General features: G+C 69.0%; 22 protein-coding genes. 9 read left to right on the forward strand and 13 right to left on the reverse strand.

The window, feature by feature from the left end; genetic code table 11:
* Nucleotides 1-38: 38 nt before the first annotated feature.
* The 5 genes from IE302_RS15630 to IE302_RS15650 all read right to left on the reverse strand — a co-directional run bounded on the left by IE302_RS15630 (nucleotide 39) and on the right by IE302_RS15650 (nucleotide 6379).
* A complete protein-coding gene (locus tag IE302_RS15630; protein ID WP_191255237.1) occupies nucleotides 39-545 on the reverse strand; it encodes a GNAT family N-acetyltransferase in 507 nt (168 codons plus the stop codon).
* 120 nt (nucleotides 546-665) lie between these two features.
* A complete protein-coding gene (locus IE302_RS15635) occupies nucleotides 666-1820 on the reverse strand; it encodes an acyl-CoA dehydrogenase family protein (RefSeq protein WP_005150634.1) in 1155 nt (384 codons plus the stop codon).
* On the reverse strand, nucleotides 1817-3802 hold the full coding sequence (locus IE302_RS15640; protein ID WP_191255238.1) for an ATP-binding protein: 1986 nt from the start codon (nucleotides 3800-3802) through the stop codon (nucleotides 1817-1819). Before IE302_RS15640 ends, IE302_RS15635 begins: the two co-directional genes overlap by 4 nt.
* Nucleotides 3803-3804: 2 nt before the next feature.
* Nucleotides 3805-5418 (reverse strand): carboxyl transferase domain-containing protein, encoded by a 1614-nt coding sequence (locus IE302_RS15645; protein ID WP_191255239.1) that lies wholly within the window; start codon nucleotides 5416-5418, stop codon nucleotides 3805-3807.
* A 151-nt stretch (nucleotides 5419-5569) separates the two neighbouring features.
* On the reverse strand, nucleotides 5570-6379 hold the full coding sequence (locus tag IE302_RS15650; protein ID WP_191255240.1) for an SGNH/GDSL hydrolase family protein: 810 nt from the start codon (nucleotides 6377-6379) through the stop codon (nucleotides 5570-5572).
* 151 nt (nucleotides 6380-6530) lie between these two features.
* Here IE302_RS15650 and IE302_RS15655 point away from each other — a divergent pair, with 151 nt between their 5' ends.
* Both IE302_RS15655 and IE302_RS15660 read left to right on the forward strand, forming a co-directional pair.
* Nucleotides 6531-7121, forward strand: coding sequence for an SACE_7040 family transcriptional regulator (locus IE302_RS15655; RefSeq protein ID WP_039915253.1), 591 nt, complete (start codon nucleotides 6531-6533; stop codon nucleotides 7119-7121).
* 57 nt (nucleotides 7122-7178) lie between these two features.
* Nucleotides 7179-7676: a hypothetical protein gene (locus IE302_RS15660; RefSeq protein ID WP_005150645.1), complete on the forward strand. Its 498-nt coding sequence runs from the start codon at nucleotides 7179-7181 to the stop codon at nucleotides 7674-7676.
* Between the two features lie 100 nt (nucleotides 7677-7776).
* Here IE302_RS15660 and metX read toward each other — a convergent pair whose 3' ends face one another.
* The 3 genes from metX to IE302_RS15675 all read right to left on the reverse strand — a co-directional run bounded on the left by metX (nucleotide 7777) and on the right by IE302_RS15675 (nucleotide 10674).
* Nucleotides 7777-8898 carry a homoserine O-acetyltransferase MetX gene (metX, locus tag IE302_RS15665; RefSeq protein ID WP_191255241.1) on the reverse strand — a complete coding sequence of 374 codons (1122 nt, stop codon included), beginning with the start codon at nucleotides 8896-8898 and terminating at the stop codon, nucleotides 7777-7779.
* Nucleotides 8895-10196, reverse strand: a complete 1302-nt coding sequence (locus IE302_RS15670; protein WP_191255242.1) for a bifunctional o-acetylhomoserine/o-acetylserine sulfhydrylase — start codon at nucleotides 10194-10196, stop codon at nucleotides 8895-8897. Before IE302_RS15670 ends, metX begins: the two co-directional genes overlap by 4 nt.
* A 79-nt stretch (nucleotides 10197-10275) precedes the next feature.
* Nucleotides 10276-10674 carry a glyoxalase superfamily protein gene (locus IE302_RS15675; protein WP_191255243.1) on the reverse strand — a complete coding sequence of 133 codons (399 nt, stop codon included), beginning with the start codon at nucleotides 10672-10674 and terminating at the stop codon, nucleotides 10276-10278.
* 57 nt (nucleotides 10675-10731) lie between these two features.
* Here IE302_RS15675 and IE302_RS15680 point away from each other — a divergent pair, with 57 nt between their 5' ends.
* Both IE302_RS15680 and IE302_RS15685 read left to right on the forward strand, forming a co-directional pair.
* Nucleotides 10732-10884 (forward strand): hypothetical protein, encoded by a 153-nt coding sequence (locus IE302_RS15680; RefSeq protein ID WP_191255657.1) that lies wholly within the window; start codon nucleotides 10732-10734, stop codon nucleotides 10882-10884.
* Between the two features lie 36 nt (nucleotides 10885-10920).
* On the forward strand, nucleotides 10921-12474 hold the full coding sequence (locus IE302_RS15685; RefSeq protein ID WP_191255616.1) for a PucR family transcriptional regulator: 1554 nt from the start codon (nucleotides 10921-10923) through the stop codon (nucleotides 12472-12474).
* Between the two features lie 127 nt (nucleotides 12475-12601).
* Here IE302_RS15685 and IE302_RS15690 read toward each other — a convergent pair whose 3' ends face one another.
* The 3 genes from IE302_RS15690 to IE302_RS15700 form a co-directional block, all read right to left on the reverse strand.
* Nucleotides 12602-12829 carry a hypothetical protein gene (locus tag IE302_RS15690; protein ID WP_005150660.1) on the reverse strand — a complete coding sequence of 76 codons (228 nt, stop codon included), beginning with the start codon at nucleotides 12827-12829 and terminating at the stop codon, nucleotides 12602-12604.
* 117 nt (nucleotides 12830-12946) lie between these two features.
* Complete coding sequence (locus IE302_RS15695) at nucleotides 12947-13366, reverse strand: pyridoxamine 5'-phosphate oxidase family protein (protein ID WP_191255244.1); 420 nt, start codon at nucleotides 13364-13366, stop codon at nucleotides 12947-12949.
* Nucleotides 13366-14307, reverse strand: a complete 942-nt coding sequence (locus IE302_RS15700; RefSeq protein WP_191255245.1) for a zinc-binding dehydrogenase — start codon at nucleotides 14305-14307, stop codon at nucleotides 13366-13368. The genes IE302_RS15695 and IE302_RS15700 overlap by 1 nt, the downstream gene beginning before the upstream one ends.
* Before the next feature lie 164 nt (nucleotides 14308-14471).
* On the opposite strand from IE302_RS15700, the gene ald reads away from it, so the two are divergent.
* The 4 genes from ald (at nucleotide 14472) to IE302_RS15720 (ending at nucleotide 22164) form a co-directional block, all read left to right on the forward strand.
* Nucleotides 14472-15587, forward strand: coding sequence for an alanine dehydrogenase (ald, locus tag IE302_RS15705; protein ID WP_039915265.1), 1116 nt, complete (start codon nucleotides 14472-14474; stop codon nucleotides 15585-15587).
* Nucleotides 15588-16266: 679 nt separating this feature from the next.
* Complete coding sequence (locus IE302_RS15710) at nucleotides 16267-17433, forward strand: ABC transporter ATP-binding protein (RefSeq protein WP_191255246.1); 1167 nt, start codon at nucleotides 16267-16269, stop codon at nucleotides 17431-17433.
* Nucleotides 17433-18317, forward strand: a complete 885-nt coding sequence (locus tag IE302_RS15715) for an ABC-2 transporter permease (RefSeq protein ID WP_005150670.1) — start codon at nucleotides 17433-17435, stop codon at nucleotides 18315-18317. Before IE302_RS15710 ends, IE302_RS15715 begins: the two co-directional genes overlap by 1 nt.
* A 124-nt stretch (nucleotides 18318-18441) precedes the next feature.
* Complete coding sequence (locus tag IE302_RS15720) at nucleotides 18442-22164, forward strand: ABC transporter ATP-binding protein (RefSeq protein ID WP_373307994.1); 3723 nt, start codon at nucleotides 18442-18444, stop codon at nucleotides 22162-22164.
* A 229-nt stretch (nucleotides 22165-22393) separates the two neighbouring features.
* Here the strand turns inward: IE302_RS15720 and IE302_RS15725 are convergent, their stop codons facing one another.
* Nucleotides 22394-22729 (reverse strand): hypothetical protein, encoded by a 336-nt coding sequence (locus IE302_RS15725; RefSeq protein ID WP_191255247.1) that lies wholly within the window; start codon nucleotides 22727-22729, stop codon nucleotides 22394-22396.
* Nucleotides 22730-22803: 74 nt separating this feature from the next.
* Between IE302_RS15725 and IE302_RS15730 the strand changes: the two genes are divergently transcribed.
* Complete coding sequence (locus IE302_RS15730) at nucleotides 22804-23370, forward strand: DUF4291 domain-containing protein (protein ID WP_191255248.1); 567 nt, start codon at nucleotides 22804-22806, stop codon at nucleotides 23368-23370.
* Here IE302_RS15730 and IE302_RS15735 read toward each other — a convergent pair.
* On the reverse strand, nucleotides 23367-23633 hold the full coding sequence (locus tag IE302_RS15735; RefSeq protein ID WP_191255249.1) for a hypothetical protein: 267 nt from the start codon (nucleotides 23631-23633) through the stop codon (nucleotides 23367-23369). The genes IE302_RS15730 and IE302_RS15735 overlap by 4 nt on opposite strands.
* Nucleotides 23634-23981 lie beyond the last annotated feature (348 nt).

Here is a 23981-nt window from a genome sequence, read left to right on the forward strand (position 1 = left end):
GCACCCGGAGCCGCGCGGACGCCAGTCCAGGACACGGCCTATGGTCGCTGCTCGAAGACCTGCCCGATCCAGCCCTTGACGTCGAAACGCTCGGTCGGCTTGAAGCCCTGGCCCTCGTAGTAACGCTGCAGGTCGCCGTCGCCGCCGGCCCAGCAGTCGACCCGCACCAGCCCGATACCTCGCTCCCGCGCCTCGGCCAGCGCGAACTCGATGAGCCGCGAGCCGACCCGGTGCCCGGTGAACCGGCGCGAGGTCAGCAGCAGACCGAGGTAGATCTCGGGCTCGTCGACCGGTGAGACGTGCGGAAACCGGTCACCGAGGATGATCGCGCCGGCCGCTTCGCCGCCGATCTCGGCGATGTACAGCCCCGGCCCGTCGGCCATCCCGCGGACCCGCTCGACCCGCTTCGGGATCGTGGACCACGGCTCGCTCCCCCACTGGCCTTCACTGCCGCGTCCGGCGAGCCACGCGACGACCTCGTCGAACATGTCCAGCAAGGTTTGGAAGTCCCCAGAACCACCCTGGCGGATGATGAAATCGCTCATGCATCCGTTCTACAACATCGTGAGAATGCGCGGGCCTTCTGTCGATGAGCCCCGGGTACATGAAGGCCCCCATCCTGTACCTAGGCGCAAGGATGGGGGCCTTCATGTACCTGCAGAGGCTCAGGCGACGCCGAGGTGCCGCGAGATCAGCATCCGCTGCACCTCCGAGGTGCCCTCGCCGATCTCCAGGATCTTCGCGTCGCGGTAGAAGCGGCTCACCGGGAACTCGTTCATGAAGCCGTACCCGCCGAAGATCTGCGTCGCGTCGCGCGAGTTGTCCATGGCGGCGTTCGACGCGACGAGCTTCGCGATCGACGCCTCCTTCTTGAACGGCTCGCCGCGCAGCATCTTCGACGCCGCCGCGTAGTACGCCAGCCGCGCGGTGTGCGTGCGCACCTCCATGTCGGCGATCTTGAACTGGATCGCCTGGTACTCGCCGATCTTGTGCCCGAACGCCTCGCGTTCCTTCACGTACTTCAGGCATTCGTCGACACAGCCCTGCGCGAGACCGACGCTCAGCGCGGCGATCGCGACCCGGCCTTCGTCCAAAATGGACAGGAACTGAGCGTAACCGCGGCCGCGTTCGCCGACCAGGTTCTCGGCCGGGACGCGGACGTCGTCGAACGAGAGCTCGTGCGTGTCCGAGCAGTTCCAGCCGACCTTGGAGTACTTCGGCGCGACGGCGAAGCCCGGTGTGCCGGACGGCACGATGATCGCCGAGATCTCCTTGCGCCCGTTCTCCTTCACGTCGGTGACGGCGGTGACCGTGACCAGTTTCGTGATGTCGGTGCCGGAGTTGGTGATGAACGACTTGCTGCCGTTGATCACCCAGGTGTCGCCGTCGAGTTTCGCGCGCGTGCGGGTGGCGCCCGCGTCCGAACCGCCGCCGGGCTCGGTGAGCCCGAAGGCGCCGAGCGCGGTGCCGGCGCACAACTCGGGAAGCCACTTCTCCTTCTGTTCCTCGGTGCCGAACCGGTAGATCGGCATGGCGCCCAGGGAAACCCCGGCCTCGACGGTGATCGCGACCGACGAGTCGACGCGCGCGAGCTCCTCCAGCGTCAGGCACAGCGCGAAGTAGTCGCCGCCCATGCCGCCGTATTCCTCGGGGAAGGGCAGGCCGAACAGGCCCATGTCGGCCATCTTCGCGACGATCTCGTACGGGAACTCCTCCCGTTCGTACAGGTCGCCGATGACCGGGGCGACCTCGGAGCGCGCGAATTCCTCGACCGTCTTGCGCAGCGCCTCGTACTCGTCATCCAGCCGAAAGTCGATCATGAGTCATCCTTTTGGGGTGTCACAACGGCTACCGTCTCGTCCAGCGCGACCTGTTGGCCCGCCCGGACGGGGAGTTCGCTGACCACGCCGTCGATCGGCGCGGTGATCGTGTGCTCCATCTTCATCGCCTCGACGACCACGAGCGGCGTCCCGGCACTCACGACGTCGCCCGCGGCGACCTTGACCACGAGCACGGTCCCGGGCATCGGGCTGGTCACCGGACCGGCCCCGCCCGCGGCACCGGCCGCCGAACGCAGCCTCTCGCGCTCGCCGATCGCGAAGCCGTGCCCGTCACGCGCGAGCCACACGGTCTTCCCGCTGCCGGCCGCGTGCCGGTAGCGGTGGAAACCGGTGGGATGCCGGACTTCCAGCAGATCGCCCTCGCGCCGCGCGGAAACCCGCACGGCTTCGGCGCCGTCGACACTTACGAGCGCGTTCGCCGGAGTGCCCTGGACCCGCACCATGGCCTCGGAACTTCCCGACTTCAAGGCGAAGTCGATCCCGCCGGACGCGCCGAGCCGCCAACCGTCGGGAACGTCCCACGGGTCGACGACGGATCCCTGCGGCTGCAGGGAAAGCAGCCTGTCGAGCGCGGCGGCCACGAAGAACTCCGGCGGCACCTCTTCGGAGACCAAAGTGGACAGCTGCCGGTCGACGAGGCCGGTGTCGAGCTTGCCGTCGCGGACGTCCTCGTCGGCGAGCAGCCCACGCAGGAAGGCGATGTTCGTGCCGAGACCGAGCAACGCGGTGTCCGCGAGCGCCAGATCCAGCCGGTGCAACGCGGCCGCGCGATCCGGCCCCCAGGCGATGACCTTGGCCAGCATCGGGTCGTAGTTCGAGCCGATCACCGCGCCCTCGCTCATCCACGAGTCGACGCGCACCCCCTCGCCGGACGGTTCGTGGACCGCGAGCACGGTCCCGCCCGTCGGGATGAATCCGCGAGCGGGGTCCTCGGCGTAGACACGGGCTTCGACGGCGTGGCCGTCCAGCCGGACGTCCTCCTGCGAAACGGTGAGCACGTCGCCCGCGGCGATCTTCACCTGCCACTCGACGAGATCGAGCCCGGTCACCAGTTCGGTCACCGGATGCTCGACCTGCAGGCGCGTGTTCATCTCCATGAAGAAGAACTCGTCCGGTGCCTTGGCCGACACGATGAACTCGACCGTTCCCGCGCCGACGTAACCGACCGAACGCGCGGCCTCGACGGCGGACGCGCCCATCTTGGCGCGCGTGGCTTCGTCCAGCAGGACCGAAGGCGCCTCTTCGATGATCTTCTGGTGCCGCCGCTGCAGGCTGCATTCGCGCTCACCGAGGTGGATCACGTTGCCGTGGGTGTCGGCGAGGACCTGGATCTCGATATGCCGCGGCGTCGTGACGAACCGCTCCATGAGCAGCGTGTCGTCACCGAAGGAACCCTTGGCCTCACGGCGCGCGGACTCCACGGCGGCGTCCAATTCGGACAGTTCGCTGACCAGCCGCATCCCCTTGCCGCCACCACCGGCGGACGGCTTGAGCAGCAGAGGGAACCCGACCTTCTCCGCGGCGGCGGCGAAACCGCCTTCGGGAATGTCCACATCGGACGCGCCCGGCACGACCGGGACACCGGCCGACGAGACCGTCGCCTTGGCGCGGATCTTGTCGCCCATGGCGTCGATCGCCTCGACCGGCGGGCCGATGAAGACCAGTCCCGCTTCCGCGCAGGCGCGGGCGAATTCCGCGTTCTCCGCAAGGAAGCCGTAACCGGGGTGGACCGCTTGCGCGCCCGTGTCGAGCGCCGCCTGGACGATCGCGGGAATGGACAGGTAGCTTTTCGCCGCCTCGGCGGGGCCGATGCGGACAGCCGTATGCGCCTCGCGGACGTGCCGGGCGTCGGCGTCCGCGTCGCTGTACACCGCGACCGAGCGGATGCCGAGCCCCTGCAGCGAACGGATCACCCGGACGGCGATCTCACCGCGGTTGGCGACCAGAACCGTGTCGAACATGCTCACATCCTGAAGACGCCGTAGTTGACATCGGAAAGTGGCGCGTTGGCCGCCGCGGACAGCGCGAGGCCGAGCACCGTGCGGGTGTCCGCCGGGTCGATCACGCCGTCGTCCCAAAGCCGCGCCGTCGAGTAGTACGGGCTGCCCTGCGCCTCGTACTGATCGCGGATCGGCTCCTTGAAGGTCTCTTCGTCCTCCGCGGACCACTCGCCGCCGCGGGACTCGATGGCGTCACGCCGGACGGTCGAGAGCACCGACGCCGCCTGCTCGCCGCCCATCACCGAGATCCGCGCGTTCGGCCACATCCACAGGAACCGCGGCGAGTACGCGCGGCCGCACATCGAGTAGTTGCCCGCGCCGAAGGAGCCGCCGATGACGACGGTCAGCTTCGGCACGCGGGCGCAGGCCACCGCCGTGACCATCTTCGCGCCGTGCTTGGCGATACCGCCGGCCTCGTAGGCCCGGCCGACCATGAAGCCGGTGATGTTCTGCAGGAACAGCAGCGGGATGGAACGTTTGTCGCACAGCTCGATGAAGTGCGCGCCCTTCATCGCGGACTCGGCGAACAGGACGCCGTTGTTCGCGATGATGCCGACGGGGTGGCCGTGGATCCGGGCGAACCCGGTGACCAGCGTCGAGCCGTACTCCTTCTTGAACTCGCCGAACCGGCTGCCGTCGACGATCCGGGCGATGACCTCGCGGACGTCGTAGGGCACGCGCGGGTCGGTCGGGACGACGCCGTACAGCTCGTTCGGATCGGCGACGGGCGCCTCGGTCGGGAGGACGTCCCACGGGCGCGGCGTGCGCGGCCCCAAAGTGGACACGATCGAGCGAACGATGCGGAGCGCGTCGGCGTCGTCCTCGGCCAGATGGTCGGTGACACCGGACTGGCGCGAGTGGACGTCGCCGCCGCCGAGTTCCTCGGCCGTGACGACCTCGCCCGTCGCGGCCTTCACCAGCGGCGGGCCGCCGAGGAAGATCGTGCCCTGATTGCGCACGATGACCGCTTCGTCGCTCATCGCCGGGACGTACGCGCCGCCCGCCGTGCAGGATCCGAGCACCGCGGCGATCTGCGGGATGCCGCGCGCGGACATCGTGGCCTGGTTGTAGAAGATCCGGCCGAAGTGCTCACGATCCGGGAAGACCTCGTCCTGCCTCGGCAGGAACGCGCCGCCGGAGTCCACCAGGTAGACGCACGGCAGGTTGTTGTGCAGGGCGACCTCTTGCGCGCGCAGGTGCTTCTTGACCGTCATCGGGTAGTAGGTGCCGCCCTTGACCGTCGCGTCGTTGGCGACGATCACGCATTCGCGGCCCGAGACCCGCCCGATTCCGGTGATGATCCCGGCCGACGGCGCCTCGTCGTCGTACAGTCCGGTCGCGGCCAGCGGGGACAGCTCCAGGAACGGTGAACCCGGGTCGAGGAGGGTGTCGACCCGGTCGCGTGGCAGGAGCTTTCCCCGCTCGACGTGCCGGGTGCGGGACTTCTCCGGGCCGCCGAGCCGGGCGGCGGCGAGACGTTTGCGCAGGTCCTCGACCAGCTCCGCGTGGGAGGTGACGCTGTGGGCGTACTCGTCGCTGCCGGGGTCGGCGGAAGTGCTCAGTACGGGTGTGTCCATGGCTCCTCGTCGCCAAGTTAGCCGTCGTTAACTCGTGCCGTCAGGTTAACGCCCACTAACGTCGCTTGTCCACCGCACCCCGGAAGTACATGAAGGCCCCCTTCCTGCACCTGGGCGCAAGGAAGGGGGCCTTCACGTACTTGGAGCGGAGCTAGCCGATCGCGGAGACCAGCGGGTTGTAGTAGCCGCCGCGCTGACCGGCGGCAGTCGGGTGGTAGGAGTTCACGATCGGCCAGGTGAGGCTGTGCAGGTAGTCGTCGGCCGACGAGCAGATGTTGTGCCCGGTGAAGGCACTCCGCACGTCGACGAACTTCGCGCCGTTGGCGGACGCGCGGGCCGAGAGCACCGACGCCAGCGCGTCGGAACCCGAGTTGATCGCCGAGCGTTTGGTGTCGCTCAGCCCGACCGAGCACGAACCCGGCACCGTGTAGAAGCGCGGGTACCCGAGGACGACCAGCTTCGCGTTGGGCGCCTTCGACTTGATCTTGCTGTAGACGTTGTTCAGCAGCCCCGGAAGCGTGTTGTTCACGTAGGTCTTCGCGGTGTTGACCCGGTTGATGCAGGTCTGGTCGCTGCCGGTGGTGCAAGTGGTCATGACGTCGGCGAACCCGGCGTCGTTGCCACCGACCGAGACCGTCACCAGCGTGGCGCTGGAGGTGACGTTCGCGATCTGGTTGAGGACGTCGCCGGTGCGCGCCCCCGAGCACGCGACGAACTTGAACGTGGTCCCGGCGTGGGCGTTGGCCCACAGCTGGGGGTAGGAGTTGGCACTGCGCATGCAATCGCCCGAGTTCCCGTAGCTGCCGGCACCGACGCCGGACGAGTACGAGTCACCGAGCGCCACGTAGTTGGTCGCCGCCTGGGCGGTGCCGGCGAGACCGAGAGTGGCGAGGACAGCGACCCCCAGGGCCGCACCTAAACGAGTGAAGGAAAGTGCTTTGATCCGAGCAGGGACGGACATGGTCACTCCTTTGTGACAAGTTAACGAGGGACAGCATTACCAGGTGGTAGGCCCACGCAAAAGGGTCATTTCCCCAGGTAACCCGCTTGGCTCAGGCTGGAAGTACGGCCACGTGTTAGCGCTCGCTAACACCCGGCCTTAATATGGCCAGATGCCGGCGAACCCCACCCCACTCGTGAACGGCGAGAAGGCGAACAGGCGCGAACAGATCATGGCCGCCGCCGCCGAACTCTTCGCCCACCACGGTTTCCACGGCGTCGGCATCGACGACATCGGCGCGGCCGTCGGGATCTCCGGCCCGGCCCTGTACCGGCATTTCCGCAGCAAGGACGCCATCCTCGGCGAGATGCTCAACTCGATCAGCCGCTATCTCCTCGACGGTGGCACGGCCAGGGCGAGCCAACGGGACGAGCCGGGTGAGGTTCTCGAAGCACTGGTGAATTTTCACGTGGACTTCGCGCTCGCGCATCCCGCGTTGATCACCGTCCAAGAGCGCAACCTCGCCAATCTCACCGACAGTGACCGCAAGCAGGTCCGCGCCATGCAGCGTCAGTACGTCGAGGTCTGGGTGCGCGCGATCAGCGACGCCGTCCCCGGGATCGGTGAGCGGCAGGCGCGCTCGGCGGCGCACGCGGTCTTCGGGTTGATCAACTCGACGCCGTACAACCGCCATCTCGGTGACAGCGAACTGACCGAAATGCTCTGCCGTCTCGCGCTGGGTGCACTGCACGCCGCGAAGTGACCACGTCCGGGTTTCGGCCTATCCCCACTTTTCCGTCCTCTGGTGTTTGATAGGCACGTGGAGCCGGACAGGAGCGAGTACGAGCGGAGGCTCGTCGAAAAGGCGCAGCGTGCGCTCGTGGCGATCAGCCTCGGGGAGGACGCCGAGGCGCTCGACGAGCTCACGCCTACCGCTGTCGAGCCCCGGGCCCGCTCCGAAGAGACCAAAGAGCTCGTGATGATGCTCTTCGGCGAATGCAGCGCCATGGTGTCGACGCTCGGTGATGGGGGAAGTGCGCCGGTCAAGGTGCAGGTGTTCGACGAGGACGGTGAAGAGGTCTCGATCGACCAGGCGGACCCGCCCGTGCGGACGGCCGTGCGCACGCTGCTGGCCGAGGTGCACGGCAACAGCGAGGCCGCGCAGGAACAGGTCGAGATCGCGCTCGCCAACGCCGCGCCGGACGAGGTGGACAGCCTGGTGCTGCAGGCGCTGCGCTGGACGATCCGGCTGTCGGCGGAATGCCTGGACCGGGACCTGCCGGTGGCACCCTGGATCTCGGACGCCGTCGCGGACTAGCTGTCGCGTCTGGGCGACTCGAGTTCTCGCGTTTCGTCCTCTGGATGCGGTAGTTGCGCGTGCAAGTACCGCATCCAGAGGACGAAACGCGTCAGCTCGGTCAGGCGAGCAGCGGCTTCACCAGCCGGGCGATCTGCTCGGTCTCGATCAGGAACGAGTCGTGCCCGTAGGGCGAGCCGATGACGGCGAACTCGGCGCGAGCGACCCCGTCCGCGATCGCCTGCGACTGGTACAGCGGGTAGAGCCGGTCACTGTCCACCCCGGCGGCGACCGTGCGCGCGGTGATCCGGCCGAGCGCGTTCGCGACGCCGCCCCGGCCGCGGCCGACGTCGTGGGTGTTCATCGATTCGGTGAGCACCACGTAGCTGCCCGCGTCGAACCGCCGGGACAGCTTCCCGGCGTGATGGTCCAAATAGGACTCGACGGCGAACCGACCGCCGCGCAGCGGGTCTTCGCCGTCTTGGTGACGGCGGCCGAAGCGTTGCGCCAGTTCGGCTTCGCTGCGATAGGTCGCGTGCGCGATGCGGCGGGCGACGCCGAGGCCGGCGTGCGGGCCGCCGCCAGGGACGTCGTGGTAGTCGCCGCCGTGCCAGCCCGGATCGGACCGGATGGCGTGCAGTTGCGGCGCGGCCCAGGCGATCTGGTCCGCCGACGCCTGCGCAGTCGACGCCAGGACGAGCAGCGCCGCGACCCGCTCGGGCTCGCCCACCGCCCATTCCAGCGCGCGCATCCCGCCCATGGATCCGCCGAGCACCGCGGCCCACCGGCCGATGCCCAGCGCGTCGGCGAGGACGACCTCGGCGGCCACCTGGTCCCGGACGGTCACGGCGGGAAACCTGCCGCCCCAAGGTTTTCCGTCCGGATGCGCCGACGACGGGCCGGTCGAGCCCTGGCAGCCGCCGAGCACGTTCGGGACCACGACGAAGAAGGCGTCCGTGTCGATGGCCTTGCCCGGTCCGATCAGGCCGTCCCACCAGCCGGGGCTGACGTGGCCTTCCTCCGCCGGTCCGACGGCATGGCTGTCCCCGGTGAGAGCGTGTTCGACGAGGATCGCGTTGGTGGCGCCCGGATTCAGTGTCCCCCAGGTCTCGTAGGCGAGCGTGAACGGGAGTTCGCGCCCGGTTTCGAGCGGCTGGACGCCGGTGACGAACCGGCGCCTGCCGGGCGGATCCCCCTCCCGCCACGCACCGGTGGCGGGAGGGGGATCCTGTTCCTGGGTCACAGAGCCGCCTTGGCCGCCCGGAATCCGGCCTCGAGGTCGGCCTTGAGGTCCTCGATCCCTTCCAGCCCGACGGCGAGCCGCACGAGACCCGGCGTGACACCGCTGGAGATCTGCTCCTCCGGCGTCAGCTGGCTGTGCGTCGTCGAGGCGGGGTGCACGATCAGGCTGCGCACGTCGCCGATGTTGACCAGCTGGCTGTGCAGTTCCGTACCGTCCACAAAGGCCCGTCCGGCTTCGACACCGCCCCGAAGATCGAACGACAGCACCGCGCCGGCACCCTTCGGCAGGTACTTCTTCGCGGCCTCGTGGTGCGGGCTCGACGGCAGCCCGGCGTAGTACACCTTCTCGACCTCGTCACGCTGCTCCAGCCATTCGGCCAGCGCCTGCGCGTTGGACACGTGCCGCTCCAGGCGCAGCGACAGCGTCTCGATCCCTTGCAAGATCAGGAAACTGTTCAGCGGCGCGATCGCGGCGCCGGTGTCGCGCAGGATCTGGACGCGGGCCTTGGCCGCGTACGCGCCCGGCCCGAGGGCTTCCCAGTACTTGAGACCGTGGTAGCTCGGGTCGGCCTCGTTGAAGCCCGGGAACCGTGCCGGGTCCTTGCCGAAGTCGAAGGTTCCGCCGTCGACCAGCACACCGGCGACCGTGGTGCCGTGGCCGCCGAGGTACTTGGTCGCCGAGTGGACCACGACGTCGGCGCCGTGCTCGATCGGGCGGACGAGGTACGGGGTCGGCACGGTGTTGTCCACGATCAGCGGGACACCGGCCTCGTGCGCGGCGTCGGCGACCTTGCGGATGTCGAGGACGTTGCTGCCCGGGTTGGCCAGCGTCTCGGCGAAGAACAGTTTCGTGTTGGGCCGGACCGCGGCCTTCCACTGCTCGATGTCGTCCTGGTCCTCGACGAACGAGACCTCGATGCCGAGCTTCGGCAGCGTGTAGTGGAAGAGGTTGTAGGTGCCGCCGTAGAGCGACGGGCTGGAGACGAAGTGGTCACCGGCGTTCGCGATGTTGAGGATGGCCGCCGTCGTCGCCGCGGTGCCGGAGGCGAACGCCAGCGCCGCGACCCCACCCTCGAGCGCGGCGAGCCGCTGCTCCAGCACGTCCTGCGTGGGGTTGTTGATCCGCGTGTAGATGTTGCCCGGCTCGGCGAGACTGAACAGATCGGCGCCGTGCTGGCTGTCACGGAACACATACGAGGTGGTCTGGTAGATCGGGGTCGCCCGCGCGCCGGTGGCGGTGTCGGGCGCCGCACCCGCGTGGATCTGCTTGGTCTCGAACGACCATCCGTCCGCGCTCATCGCGATTCTCCTAGCGGTTCAAGGGGTTCCAGCTGTTGCCGTCGAAGCTAACTCCGCCGAACGGAGCACCCAACCGCTCTCAGGAGATGGGATTCCGCTCCGAAAGAGCGAACCGGTTGCCCTCCGAATCGGTGAACATCGCCCACCAGCCCCACGGCTGCTTCTCCGGACGGGCCGGGAACTCGACTCCCCTCGACGCAAGCTCTTCGTACGTCTTCTCGATGTCGTCGGCGTAGAAGAAGAAGTTGGCCGTCGGGAGTTCGTCACGCACCTCAGGTTTCTCGGCGTGCTCCGACATGGTGCTCAAGACGAGAGCCGTCATCCCATCGGCTGAAGTGACTTCGACCCATCGGCCCCCGTCGTCACCGTACGGCGCGTCGGTGGTGACCTCGAATCCGACGACCTCGGTCCAGAACTTCTTCGCCCGTTCCTGATCGCTCACCTCGACGACGATCTTGTGCACGCCTCGAATCGCCATTTCCGGCTCCTTTGTATCAAGTATGGATATAACGAGATCGGAGTGTGTGCTCCCCGGATGGCCGACGGCAACCCGCAGCTCGCCCGCGAGGCGGAGTTCCTGAGCAGGCTCGTCGCGGTGGCAGGGCAGGCAGGGCTGGTGAAGCGGGCGAGCGCTTACGAGCGGTTCACCCCCGAGGACATCGACGCGAGGACCCCGCCCGAGGTCTGACGTGTGCGGCGGTCCCAGCTGCTGGACAATCGCACCATGGTCTCCGTACGCAGTGTCGTCGACAGGGTCGGCCCGACACTGCTGCACGCCCTCCAAATCCCCGAGGAGTCCCCCGCCGTCGGCGACGTCGTCATCGCCGAACCCGGCAACACCCTCGCCGCGGGCGACCTCGTCCTCGGCGTCGCGATCACCGAGACGCCCGAAGCCGCCGAGCTCGTCAAGCAGAGCGCGGCCAAGGGCGCCGCCGCCGTCCTGCTGAAGCCGCCGCTCGCGGCGAAACCGTCGGTGAAGCGGGCGGCGAAGTCGGCGGACATCGCGTTGATCGAGGTGCGCCCGGCGACGTCGTGGGCCCAGCTGGTCTGGCTGCTCAGGACGGTTCTCGACGCCCTGGCCGACGAGTCGGACGCGCTGGAGGACGGCGGCGGCCCCGGTTCCGGCGACCTGTTCCGGCTCGCGGACGCCGTGGCCTCGGTGGTCGACGCGCCGGTGACCATCGAGGACACCAACTCGCGGGTGCTCGCCTACTCGGCCCGGCAGGATCTGACCGACTCGGCGCGCGTGTCCACGATCATGGGCCGCCGCATCCCCGACGACGTGCTCGCGCGGTTCCGGTCACGAGGGGTGTTCCGTGAGCTTTCCCGCGGGCGGCAGACGATCTTCGTGCCCGCGCAGCGCGACGGCACGCTGCCCCGGCTGATCGTGCCGATCCGGATGGGCGGCGAGCTGCTGGGATCGATGTGGGCGGTCGTCGCGGGCCCGGTGTCCGACGAGCGCGCGGCCGCGTTCGCCGACGCGGCGCCCGTCGTCGCGCTGCACCTGCTGCGCCGCCGCGCGCACACCGATTCCCAGCGCCGGGTCTCGGCCGAGCTCCTGCGCGCCGTGCTCGAAGGGAAGGCCAGCCCGCGCAAGGCGATCGCGGAACTCGACCTGTCCGAGGAGCCGCACCGCGTCGTCGTCATCGAGGTCTCCGGTGGCGACGGCCGTGACGACGAGGGCCTGCGGCTCGCCCTGCTCGAACGGATCTCGCAGGGCGTCGGCAGGCGGCCGGTGGCCACGGAACTCGGCGGCATGCTCTACGCCGTCGTCCCGGACGGCGACGGCTGGGCGGAACTCCGCGCCGCGCTCGAAGCCCTGCCCTCGTCGCGAAAGGGCGGGACACCCCGTGCGGCGGCGGGTTCGGCCTGCGAGATCGGCGAGCTCGCGACGTCGCGCGCCCAGGCCGACGAGGCACTGAGCCTGCTGCGCGCGAAGCTCGTCCCTGGTCGTGTCGTGGTCTTCGACGAGGCGTGGACGGCGCTTTCGCTGCACCGCGGCGCGACGGCGGCGAGTACGGCGAAGGTGGCCGAGCTGGGTCCGCTCGGCTTGCTGCGCGCGCATGACGAAGCCCACGAGAGCGGCTACGTCGACACTCTCTATCAATGGCTGAGGCATCCCGGCGACCCGCGCGCGGCCGCGAAAGAACTTCGGATCCATCCCAACACCTTGCGCTATCGCATGCGGCGGCTGCTCGACCTCGTCCCGCTGGATCTCGACGATCCCGACGTCCGGCTGGCGCTCATCACGCAACTCGTTTCCCTGCGCTGGAGCTGACCGGCATTCCACGAGAAACTGTTCAGAAACGAACACTTTGTAGTGCGACAAAAAGACACGTAGACGTCAGGAAAGGGTCTTTCAAGACACATTCCGTCCTGAAAGACCCTTTCCTGACATCCGGCGGCTAGTGCGCGCTGGCGCGATATCCGTCCTCAATGGTCTGCCGTACCGCGGCGAGCAGATCGGCACCGGGGTAAAGCGGCAAAAGCACACCGGGGCCACCGTCGACCCGCAGCGCGGCTTCGTAGCCGTGTCCAGGGGTTTCGACAAGGCCAACGACGACATCGGCCGGATTGCCTTCGGTGTCGACGGTGCGGACACGCCGCTCCCGCCGCCAGTCCTGATTTGTCATGCGGAACAGAATGGCAGCTTACCGGCCAGTAAGATCAACATCTTGACTCGATCGGGCTGCATTTCCCGTTTCGCAGGTTGCACGGCCGCGCCCACCCCCAGCGAACGCGGCCGTGCGTCATACCCGATAACCGAGGTCGTCGGCGACGAATCGCTTCGGCACCATCCGGACCCAGACGGTCCCTTTCACCTCGGGATCATCGTGCAGGTAAGAAAGAAAACGCGCATCCCATTTGTCCTCGCGGGACCCGAGGTAGCGGCTCAGCAGCCGCCGTCCACGTGGGACGTCGAACGGCAGCACCTCCGCTTCGCCCCGCGCGAGCACCTGCCGCACCATCCCGGTGCCGACGTCACAGACGTCGACCGTCACCGCGATCGACGGCGACTCGCGGACGAGGCCGGCCAGCTTCGCCCACGGTCCGGTGAGGATCCAGAAGGCCTGGTCTTCCCAGAGGTACCAGGTCGGGCGCACGGTCGGCCCGGTCGTGGCGACCCTGGCCGTCAGCGGACCGGCGAGGAATTCGTCGACGTCGAACATCAGATCTCGAGCACCGTCTTGCCGATCGCGCCGCGCGACTGCATGACCGCGTGCGCGTCCGCCGCCCGGTCGAGCGGGAATCGTTGGCCGATCACGGGTTCCAGCCGCCCGGCGGCGGCTCCGGCGAGCGCGGACTCGGTGAACGCCCGCATCTCGGCCGGTCCGCCGAGGTTCCGGATCACGGTGACCCCGCGCGCGGCGGCGTCCTCTTCGGACACCTCCGTCCACGAACCACTCGAAAGCCCGTAGATCAGCATCCGGCCGCCCGGCTTGAGCAGCCCGAACGACGTCGTCCCGATCTCGCCACCGACCCCGTCGAACACGACGTCCACCTCGCCCGCCTTCGCCGCCCAGTCCGGTTCGCGGTAGTCGACCGCCAGATCGGCGCCGCGCTCATGGACGTGCTCGACCTTCGCCGGACCACCCGCCGCGCCGACGACCTCGGCGCCCGCGGCCTTCGCGAGCTGGACGATCAGCCCGCCGACACCGCCCGCGGCGGCCTCGACCAGCACGCGCTCCCCGGGCCGGATGCCCGCCGCCGTCACCAGCGCGGTCGCCGTGCGGCCGTCGGCGAGGATCGCCACCGCCGCGTCGAGGGCCAGGCCGTCCGGTACCTCGAAGACGGACTCGGCGGCGACCGCGACCCGTTCCGCGTACGCCCCGGAGCCGCCGGTCGAGGTCACGACCCGCGTCCCGACCAGACCGAGATCGACCCCGTCGCCGACCGCGCTGATCACGCCGCCGACGCCGTTGCCGGGGATCAGCGGCGGCTCGGCGCGGAACGGCCCGCCACCGCCGGCCCGGAACTGCGTCTCGACGAAGGTGATGTTGGCGAAGGCCACCTCGACCAGGACCTGACCCGCCGCCGGAACCGGATCAGGTGCCTCGCCCGCGACGAGCACCTCGGGCCCGCCGAACTCTCTCAACCACACGGCTCTCATGTGACCCAAGGTGCAAGCTCCAGTTGACTGGAGGTCAAGCGATTGTGCCGGGAAGACCATGATCGGTCATCGATCTTGTCCCCGGCACACGATGACACCGCCGTCCGGGTACATCACCGTGAGTGGCAGCACTTGTCGTAGACCCCGCCGCCAGGAGGCATCCCGTGCGTATCGCCGTCCCCCGTGAGATCAAGAGGCATGAGTACCGGGTGGCGCTCACCCCGGCGGGTGTGCACGAACTGACCGGGCGCGGCCACGACGTCTTCGTCGAGACCGGCGCCGGCGTCGGCTCGTCCATCTCCGACGACGAGTACGTCGCCGCGGGCGCGAAGATTCTCGCGACCGCCGAGGAGACCTGGTCCGAGGGCGAGCTCGTGCTGAAGGTCAAGGAGCCGATCGCCGAGGAGTACCCGCGGCTGCGCGCGGACCAGGTGCTGTTCACCTACCTGCACATCGCCGCGGACCGTCCGCTGACCGACGCGCTGCTGGCCGCGGGCACCACCGCGATCGCCTACGAGACGGTGCAGACCCCGAACCGCGCGCTGCCGCTGCTGGCGCCGATGTCCGAGGTCGCCGGGCGGCTGGCGCCGCAGGTGGGCGCGTACTCCCTGATGAAGCCGAGCGGCGGCCGCGGCGTGCTGCCCGGCGGCATCCCCGGTGTCCACCCGGCGCGCGTGGTCGTGATCGGCGGCGGCGTGGCGGGCCTGAACGCGGCGCGGGTCGCGCTGGGCCTCGGCTCGGACGTCGAGATCCTCGACACCAACGTCGACCGGCTCCGACAGATCGACAACGACTTCGGCGGCCGCATCCGCACGGTGACCTCGAACGCGCTTTCGGTCGAGCAGTCCGTGCTGGAGGCCGACATGGTCATCGGCGCCGTGCTGGTGCCCGGCGCGAAGGCGCCGAAGCTGGTCTCGAACGACCTCGTCTCGCGGATGCGCCCGGGCAGTGTGCTGGTGGACATCGCGATCGACCAGGGCGGCTGCTTCGCGGACTCGCGGCCGACCACGCACGACGAGCCGACCTATCAGGTCCACGACTCGGTGTTCTACTGCGTGGCGAACATGCCGGGCGCGGTGCCGCGGACGTCGACCTACGGGCTGACGAACGTGACGCTGCCGTACGCCGTCCAGCTGGCGGATCACGGCTGGAAGAAGGCGCTGCAGGCGGACGCTTCGCTGGCGAAGGGCCTGAACACCCACGCGGGTGCCCTCACCAACGCCCCCGTCGCCGCCGCGCACGGCCTGCCCTCCACCGACCTGGCCGCCGTCCTGGCCTGACCCGCCAGCTCCACCCAGGCTCCGCCAGCTCCACCCGCAAGCCACTTCTCCCACGCGAGGGACCTTTGCCACCCCAGTGCAAAGGTCCCTCGCTCCCAAGTACATGAAGGCCCCCTTCCTTGCGCCTAGCTACAGGAAGGGGGCCTTCATGTACAGAAACCTCCACGCACTCCGCGCCACACCCTCACCAGGCCACGGCGCCCTGCGCCGTAGGCCGACCCACCCGCCAACCGCCGCCGGACGCACCGTGGGGGTCCGGGGGGCTCGGCCCCCCGGGTGATACGACGAAGCCCTCACCGAGGGAAGGCGCGTAAGCGCCGACCAAGGTGAGGGAAGAGGGCTGAGGGCGGCCCGCTCAACCAACCTGGGGGTCATTGGGAGCGGGCCGCCTCCTACATCGTAGGTAATAAGTCGCCGTCGCGCTGCATGGGGTTGCCATGTCTTCCGAATTACTTCTTCACCGACCTTCGCCGCAGTCGGTGATTTTCCGCTCTCTACGTCGTATATCCGGTAGTCAGCGGCCATTCGGACCAGTCCCGGGTGCGCTGGGGGTCGGCATCGTCACCGCTCCGAACGTGACGAAGGTCGCTTTCGGCGGATTGACCCCTTCCGCGAGTGCGGACTCACCCCGTGAGGCAGGATGTCGCGTGATCGGCCTTCGTCAACAAAAGGGGACGGTATGCACGACGGCAGTGGCCGCATCGCGGTGCAGAATCTGAGCAAGCAGTTCGGTGCGGTCAACGCGGTCCAGAATCTGAGCTTCACGGTGGAGCCCGGTTCGGTGACCGGCTTCCTGGGGCCCAATGGTGCCGGGAAGACCACGACGCTCCGGATGCTGCTCGGTCTGGTGACGCCCACGAACGGCACGGCGACCATCAACGGGCGCCCGCACGACCAGCTGGGGAATCCGGCGCGGGTCGTCGGTTCGGTGCTGGAGAACGAGGGCTTCCACCCTGGGCGCACGGCGCGGAATCACCTGCGCGTGTACTCGGCGGCGATCGGGATGCCGGATCAGCGGGTGGACGAGGTGCTGGGCCTGGTCGGCCTTTCGTCGGCGGCGGATCGCAAGGCGGGCGGGTTCTCGCTCGGTATGCGGCAGCGGCTGGCGCTGGCGACGGCGTTGCTGGGGAATCCGCAGGTGCTGGTGCTGGACGAGCCGACGAACGGTCTCGACCCCGAGGGCATCCTGTGGCTTCGGAACTTCCTGCGCGCGTACGCGCGTGAGGGGCGCACGGTGCTGGTCTCGAGCCACCTTCTGAACGAGGTGGAGCAGACGATCGACCAGGTCGTGATCATCAGCCAGGGCATGACGCGGTACAACGGCTCGCTGGATCAGTTGCGCAAGAGCAACCAGTCGCGGGTGCTAGTGCAGTCCGCGGACGCGAACGGTCTCGTGGCCGCGTTGCAGGAGGCGGGCATCACGCAGGTCTCGCCGATGCCGGACGGCCGGGTCGCGGTGTCCGGTGCGACGGTGCAGCAGATCGGTGACATCTCGGCGAAGGCGAGCATCGCGGTCTACGGCATGCAGGAGGAGACCGCGGATCTGGAGCGGATGTTCTTCCAGCTGACGCAGGGCCAGTACTCCGCGCCGCCGCCCGGTTTCCAGCAGCAGGGCCCGCCGCCGGGCTACCAGGGTCCGCCCCCGGGTTATCAGGGCCCGCCGCCCGGGTATCAGGGGCCGCCTCCCGGCTACGCGCCGCAGAACACCCCGCCGCCCGGTTTCGCTCCGCCGCAGCAGTTCCAGCAGCAGGGTCAGCCGCCGCAGCAACAGCAGTACCAGCAGGCGCCGCCTCAGCAGCAGGCGCAGCAGCAGGGCCAGAACGAGGGCTGGGGAGGCCAGGGCTGATGGGCAACCTGATCAAGGCGGAGTTCCGCAAGACGCTCACGCTCAAGGCGTGGTGGGCGCTGATGATCCCCGCGGTGGTCTTCGCGTTCGCGTTCGCCCTGTTCTGGGGCATGGTCACGAACGACTTCAGTGACTTCCTCGGCCGCTCGGACACCCGTGAGCTGACCGAAGCGCTCGGCATCTCGACCGGCGAGCTGCCCGTCGGCCTGCTCGCGCTCGGGCACGGCATCAACATCGGCACGATGATCCCGATCATCTTCGGCGTCTTCGCCCTCGCCGGCGAGTACACGAAGAAGACGATCACCACGACGTTCCTCACCGCCCCGAACCGGGTTTCGGCGTTGAGCGCGAAGATGATCACCTACATCGCGTGGGGCGCGATCTACGGCGTCATCATCGTGGGCGCGGCGAGCCTCGGCACCGTGATCACGGTCGACAGCCAGCGGCTGCCGACGGCGGGCCAGTGGCTGGGCGTGCTGGGCGCGGGTGTCCTCGCGACGATCCTGGCGACGCTGTTCGGCATCGGTGTCGGCGCGGTCTGGCGCAGTGTGGTCGGCAGCATCATCACGCTGACCATCTGGATGCTCGTCGTCGAGAACGTCCTGGTGTTCGTCATGTTCGGCGCCGCGGACATCACCTGGCTGGGCGGGGTCCTGCCGAACGGCACGGTCAACGGCATCGTGGGCGCCATCGGCGCGGAGGCGTTCGGCGCCGCCGGCGTGAAGGTGCCCGGCCTCCAGGACGAGACGGCTTGGGCGCTGCAGTACGCGGCGGGCGCTCCCGGCGCGTTCTCGTGGTGGGCCTCGGCGCTCATCTTCTTCGGCTGGACGATGATCTTCTTCCTGGCCGGCTGGGCGGTAAACCAGAAGAAGGACATCACTTAAGTCACCACCGCACGTGACATGAAAGGCCCCTTCATTGCAAATTTTGCAATGAAGGGGCCTTTCATGTCATTCGGCCCTGGGCGAACCGGCCGATCTTGTCGGTCCGGCCGCCTACTCTGGCGGGGTGACTACTGCTCCACCTCGTCCGCGTCAAGCCAGTCCGGCTCGTGAGACCACCCCCGCACCCGCCGGAGGCTGGATCCGCCGTCTGGCCGCTTCGTGCTGGAAACACCCGTGGCTGGTCGTGCTGTCGCTGGGCGCGGCGATCATCGGCGTCGGGTTGCAGGCCGCCGGGCCGCTGCTGATCCGGGAGGCGCTCGACAGCGCGGTCGCGGGCGACACCTCGAACCTCGGCCTGCTCGCCGCCGTCATGGCGGTGCTGCAGGTGCTGACCTTCGGCAACGCCTTCGCCCGCCGGTACGTCGGCGGGCGGCTGGCGCTCGACGTCCAGCACGATCTGCGCCGCCAGGTGTTCAACGCGGTCTCCCGGCTCGACGGCGGCAAGCAGGACGCGCTGCGCACCGGGCAGGTCGCCTCCCGCGCGATCTCGGACCTGCAACTGGTCACGTCGGTCCTGATGCAGGTCCCGCTCTCGGCGGGTTCGGTGATCTTCGCGCTGCTCTCGCTCGGCGCGATGCTGTGGATGTCGCCGACGCTGACCCTGATCGCGATGGTGGTCGCCCCGGCGATCGCGATCATCATGGCGGTGAGCCGGAAGCGGCTCTTCCCGGCGACGTGGGCGGCCCAGCAGCGCGCGGCCGACGTCGCGCAGCAGGTCGAAGAGACCGTCACCGGCGTACGCGTCGTGAAGGGCTTCGGCCAGGAGGCGCGCGAAGTCGCGAAGCTGGAGAAGACGGCGAAGAAGCTCTTCGCCGAACGCATGCGCGCGGCGAGGCTGTCCGCTTTGCCCACGGCCACGACGGCGGCGCTGCCCGCGGCGGGTCAGGTCGCGGTACTGGCGGTCGGCGGCGTACTGGCGCTGAACGGCGAAGTCAGCCTCGGCACCTTCCTGGCCTTCGCGACCTATCTGTCCATCCTGATCGGCCCGGCGAGGATGATCTCCAGCCTCGTCGTCCAGGCCCAGCTCACCAGGGCGGGCGCGGAACGCGTCAACGAACTCATCGACGCGCAGCCGGACGTCGTCGACAGCCCGGACGCGCGGCCGCTGCCCGAAGGCCCGCTCGGCGTCCGCCTGGAGGACGTCTCCTTCGGCTACACCCGGTCGGAACCCGTGCTCGACGGGCTCACCCTGGAAGCCCGGCCGGGCGAAACCCTCGCGCTGGTCGGCACGGCCGGTTCGGGCAAGTCGACGATCTCCTTGCTGCTGCCCCGGTTCTACGACGTGCACAGCGGGTCGGTCCAGGTCGGCGACCTGGACGTCCGCGACGTGCGGCAGCACGACCTGCGCAGCGCCATCGGCGTGGTCTTCGAGGAGGCTTTCCTCTTCTCCTCGTCCGTGCGCGACAACATCGCCTACGGCAGGCCGGACGCGAACGACGAGGAGATCCGCGCGGCCGCGCGGGCGGCGGAGGCGGACGAGTTCATCCAGCGCCTCCCCGACGGCTACGACACGCTCGTCGGCGAGCGCGGCCTCACGCTGTCGGGCGGCCAGCGGCAGCGGCTCGGCCTGGCCAGGGCGCTGATGACCGACCCGCGTGTGCTGGTCCTCGACGACGCCACGTCCGCCATCGACACGGTCACCGAGGCGGCGATCCACGACACGCTGCGTTCGGTCACCGCGAGCCGGACGACCCTGCTGATCGCGCACCGCCGCTCCACCCTCGCCCTCGCCGACCGGATCGCCGTGCTGGACAAGGGGCGCGTCGTCGACGTCGGTACCGAGGAGGAACTGCTGGCGCGCTGCGCGCTGTTCCGCGAACTCGTCGCGGGACCGGGCGACGACGTCGAGGAACCCCATCGCTGCGAGGGTCTCGACTGCGGTCCAGCCGGGATCACCCCGGCCCTGTGGCCGGAGCAGGACAAGGCCGACGACCTGGCGAACGAACGCAAGGGCACCGGCGGCGAGTGGGACGTCAACCTGCCGCCGAGCGAAGAACTCATCGAGGGCGTCCGGAAGCTGCCGCCCGCGACGGACGTCCCGCACCTGCCGGGCACCGACGTCACCGCGCCCGAACCGAAGTTCCGCCTCGGCCGCCTGCTGAAACCGGTGCGCGGCCCGCTCGCCGTGGTGATCGGCCTGGTCGCGGCGGACGCGCTGGCCACCATCGCGATGCCGGCGCTGTACCAGCACGGCATCGACAACGGCGTGCGCGCCGGGGCGGAGGCGGTGATCTGGCTGGCCGCCGGGATCGGCGCGCTGGTGATCCTCGCGGACTGGCTGGTGGTCTACCTCCAGACCAGGATGACGGCGCGCGTCGGCGAAACGGTGCTGTATTCGCTGCGCGTACGCAGTTACGCGCATCTGCAACGGCTCGGGCTCGACTTCTACGAACGCGAACTGTCCGGGAAGATCATGACCCGGATGACGACCGACGTCGACGCGCTCTCGACGTTCCTGCAGACCGGTGTCGCCCAAGCCGTCGTGAGTGCGCTGACCCTCGTCGGGATCGCGGCGGCACTGATGATCACCGACATCGGGCTGGCGGCGTACGCGCTCGCGGTGCTGCCGCTCCTCGTCGTCGCGACGGTGATCTTCCGCCGGGCGTCGTCCAAGGCGTACACCGAAGCCCGGGAACGGGTCAGCGCCGTCAACGCGGACATGCAGGAGAATGTGAACGGGCTGCGGGTCGCGCAGGCGTACACGCGCGAGGAGCGCACGGCGGAGAAGTTCGCCTCCCGAAGCGACGAGTACCGGCGCTCACGGCTTCGCGCCCAGCGTCTCGTCGCGACGTACTTCCCTTTCGCGGCAATGCTTTCCGGACTGGCCGAAGTGGTCGTGCTGATCGTCGGCGCGAACCGGGTCGCGGCGGGCACCCTGTCGGCCGGTGTGCTGGTGGCGTTCCTGTTGTACCTCGGTCAGTTCTTCTCGCCGATCCAGCAACTGTCCTCGGTGTTCGACGGCTATCAACAGGCACGGGTCGGCCTGTCGCGCATCGGCGATCTCCTGCGCACACCGACTTCCGTTCCGCAAGCGGAGAAACCGCTCGCGGTCCCGGAGCGGCTGCGGGGCGAGGTCTCCTTCAAGGACGTCGATTTCGCTTACACCGCAACAGACGAACCCGCCCTGACACAGCTTTCGCTGGACGTCGCACCCGGGGAGACCGTCGCGCTGGTCGGGGCGACGGGCGCCGGGAAATCGACGGCGGTGAAGCTCGTCGCGCGGTTTTACGACGCGACAGGCGGCGTGGTCCGGATCGACGGCACCGACATCCGCGAGTACGACCTGGCCGCCCTGCGCACCCGAATGGGCGTGGTACCCCAAGAAGCGCATCTGTTCTCGGGGACCGTCGCCGACAATGTGCGCTACGGCAGGCCTTCCGCGACGGACGCGGAAGTCGAAGAGGCGGTCCGGTCGGTTGGCGCGCTCGACGGTGTCGCCGCGCTCCCCGCCGGTTTCCATCAGCCCGTCGGTGAACGCGGACGGTCGCTTTCGGCCGGGCAGCGGCAACTCGTCGCCCTCGCCCGCGCCGAACTCGTGGACCCGGACGTCCTCCTGCTCGACGAGGCGACCGCGGCACTGGACCCGTCCACCGAAGCCGCCGTCCTGCGCGCGACGGAACAACTCGCGCGCCGCCGCACGACCTTCGTGGTCGCGCACCGGCTCGCCACCGCCGCCAAGGCGGACCGGATCGTGGTGCTGGACCACGGCCGGATCATCGAACAGGGCACCCATGCCGATCTGGTCGCCGCGGGCGGCCACTACGCGCGCCTGTGGTCCCTGGGCTGAGTTTCTCGTGAGTGGGCAAGAGCGTCAGGGCGAACCAGCGTTACCTACCTACGTCTGACTTGCGTGTAAGTGGTGCTTCCGGCGGACGGCCGCGTGACGATGCAGGAATTGGGACGTCGGATGTCCCGATTCCTGCATCGTCGCCCGGCCGCTGGTCCTTGGATCTTGATCAACGGAGGATCGGGGACACTCAACGTCCCCGATCCTCCGTTGATCAAGACCGTGCCGGTCACGTCGCCCTTCCGCGCAAGCTCCGTCCGGCAGCGAGATCCAGCGGGAACTGCGCCCCCGGAGCCGTCGGCTCCCACCCGCGCTCCAGCGCCAGCCGGATCGCCCGCTCCACATCGGAAGGCAGCACCGCTTTCGACGGGAATCCCCGATAGTTCAACGGATGCGCGTGGTCCGTCTGGACCACCAGCACCGCACCCCGCGCGTCCTCGAGTTCCACCGCGTAGGACAGGGGACATCCGTCCTCCTGCGAGTAGGTCGGCTTACGCCGGACGATCCACCGGTAAGCCGTGTCGTCGACCACGATCCGTCGTGACCCCTTGCGCAGCAATGCCATGACGTCAGCATGCCCCGGCGGGCAAGGGAATTTCGGTCGCGTGCGAACCCCGCGCCTGTCACGCTGTACCGCAAATGAAAGAAGAGATCCCGGCGCGGCAGATCCGTGCCGTCCACACCGAAACCACGATCCGCGTCTATCAGGCGTATTCGCCGGCCATCGCCGACGCCGCGCTGAAGGCGGGCACGTTCGTGCCGCCGTTCAAACGCGAACGCATGACCTGGATCAAGCCGTCCTTCCTGTGGATGGCGTACCGCTGCGGCTGGGCCACGAAGCCCGGCCAGGAGCGCGTACTCGCCCTCGACATCACTCGCGAGGGATTCGCCTGGGCGCTCGAACACGCGGCGCTCAGCCACTACGACGCGGGCGTCCACGCCGACCAGAAGGCGTGGCGGACCGAGGTCAAGACCAGTCCGGTTCGCATCCAGTGGGATCCGGAACGCAGCATCCGGCTCGGCGCGCTGAAGCACCGGTCGCTCCAGATGGGGCTGAGCGGCGAGGCCGTCGATCGCTATGTCGACAAATGGATCACCGCGGTCACCGACGTCACCCCGGTCATGCGCGAGATCGGCGCCCTGGTCGCGGCCAACCGCATCGAAGACGCCGAAGCGCTGCTACCCGCGGAGCGCCCGTACGCCTAGGGCCGCCACTTGAGGCCGCTCATCCCGGCGACCTCCAGGTCGCGCTCCGAGGCCCACCGGAAGGTCCCGGGCCGGACGTGCACCCCGGCCGTCACCGCCCAGTCCGGCTCGTCGGGCTCGACGTGCTCCATCTCCTTGAAGTCGTCGAGTGTCGGCCAGACCGCCGAGCACGAGTCGCACATCAGGACGACCTTGCCGGACTCGGTGACCAACGGGCGCACACGCCCCTCGTCCCAGAACGACGGACACTCGTCCAGCCACATCGGCTGCCACCACCTCGGGGGCGATCGGCGGCCGGCACGACACCGGCCGCATCCTCCACCCAGCAAAACCCTCCGACGTGAACTCCAGGCTGTCCGGGCACGACCACCCAGCCAACCTTTACCGACCAATCAGTGACCTGACCTGCGCAGACGGTGAAACGACAGCAAAGGTCCCCCGCTCCCCCGAACGGCCGAGGCAGGGCAGGCGGGGTGCTCCGGTTTCGATCTCTTGATCGAGACAGTGACCCATCACCTAGTGCGCCACGCCTCACACAGGCCAGTTCCATCACACGGCTGCCACCGAGGGGGTTAGCCTGGTAGGCGCATCAGCGGTGTTCAAGATCTCGA

The organism is Amycolatopsis oliviviridis, from assembly GCF_014654365.1.
In the GTDB taxonomy this organism is placed as follows: Bacteria; Actinomycetota; Actinomycetes; order Mycobacteriales; family Pseudonocardiaceae; genus Amycolatopsis; species Amycolatopsis oliviviridis.

Coding starts and splice junctions, on each gene's coding strand:
- IE302_RS15630 (WP_191255237.1), bottom strand. CDS start 545: ATGAGCGATTTCATCATCCGCCAGGGTGGTTCTGGGGACTTCCAAACC.
- IE302_RS15635 (WP_005150634.1), bottom strand. CDS start 1,820: ATGATCGACTTTCGGCTGGATGACGAGTACGAGGCGCTGCGCAAGACG.
- IE302_RS15640 (WP_191255238.1), bottom strand. CDS start 3,802: ATGTTCGACACGGTTCTGGTCGCCAACCGCGGTGAGATCGCCGTCCGG.
- IE302_RS15645 (WP_191255239.1), bottom strand. CDS start 5,418: ATGGACACACCCGTACTGAGCACTTCCGCCGACCCCGGCAGCGACGAG.
- IE302_RS15650 (WP_191255240.1), bottom strand. CDS start 6,379: ATGTCCGTCCCTGCTCGGATCAAAGCACTTTCCTTCACTCGTTTAGGT.
- IE302_RS15655 (WP_039915253.1), top strand. CDS start 6,531: ATGCCGGCGAACCCCACCCCACTCGTGAACGGCGAGAAGGCGAACAGG.
- IE302_RS15670 (WP_191255242.1), bottom strand. CDS start 10,196: ATGAGCGCGGACGGATGGTCGTTCGAGACCAAGCAGATCCACGCGGGT.
- IE302_RS15675 (WP_191255243.1), bottom strand. CDS start 10,674: ATGGCGATTCGAGGCGTGCACAAGATCGTCGTCGAGGTGAGCGATCAG.
- IE302_RS15680 (WP_191255657.1), top strand. CDS start 10,732: ATGGCCGACGGCAACCCGCAGCTCGCCCGCGAGGCGGAGTTCCTGAGC.
- IE302_RS15685 (WP_191255616.1), top strand. CDS start 10,921: ATGGTCTCCGTACGCAGTGTCGTCGACAGGGTCGGCCCGACACTGCTG.
- IE302_RS15690 (WP_005150660.1), bottom strand. CDS start 12,829: ATGACAAATCAGGACTGGCGGCGGGAGCGGCGTGTCCGCACCGTCGAC.
- IE302_RS15695 (WP_191255244.1), bottom strand. CDS start 13,366: ATGTTCGACGTCGACGAATTCCTCGCCGGTCCGCTGACGGCCAGGGTC.
- IE302_RS15700 (WP_191255245.1), bottom strand. CDS start 14,307: ATGAGAGCCGTGTGGTTGAGAGAGTTCGGCGGGCCCGAGGTGCTCGTC.
- IE302_RS15710 (WP_191255246.1), top strand. CDS start 16,267: ATGCACGACGGCAGTGGCCGCATCGCGGTGCAGAATCTGAGCAAGCAG.
- IE302_RS15715 (WP_005150670.1), top strand. CDS start 17,433: ATGGGCAACCTGATCAAGGCGGAGTTCCGCAAGACGCTCACGCTCAAG.
- IE302_RS15725 (WP_191255247.1), bottom strand. CDS start 22,729: ATGGCATTGCTGCGCAAGGGGTCACGACGGATCGTGGTCGACGACACG.
- IE302_RS15730 (WP_191255248.1), top strand. CDS start 22,804: ATGAAAGAAGAGATCCCGGCGCGGCAGATCCGTGCCGTCCACACCGAA.
- IE302_RS15735 (WP_191255249.1), bottom strand. CDS start 23,633: ATGTGGCTGGACGAGTGTCCGTCGTTCTGGGACGAGGGGCGTGTGCGC.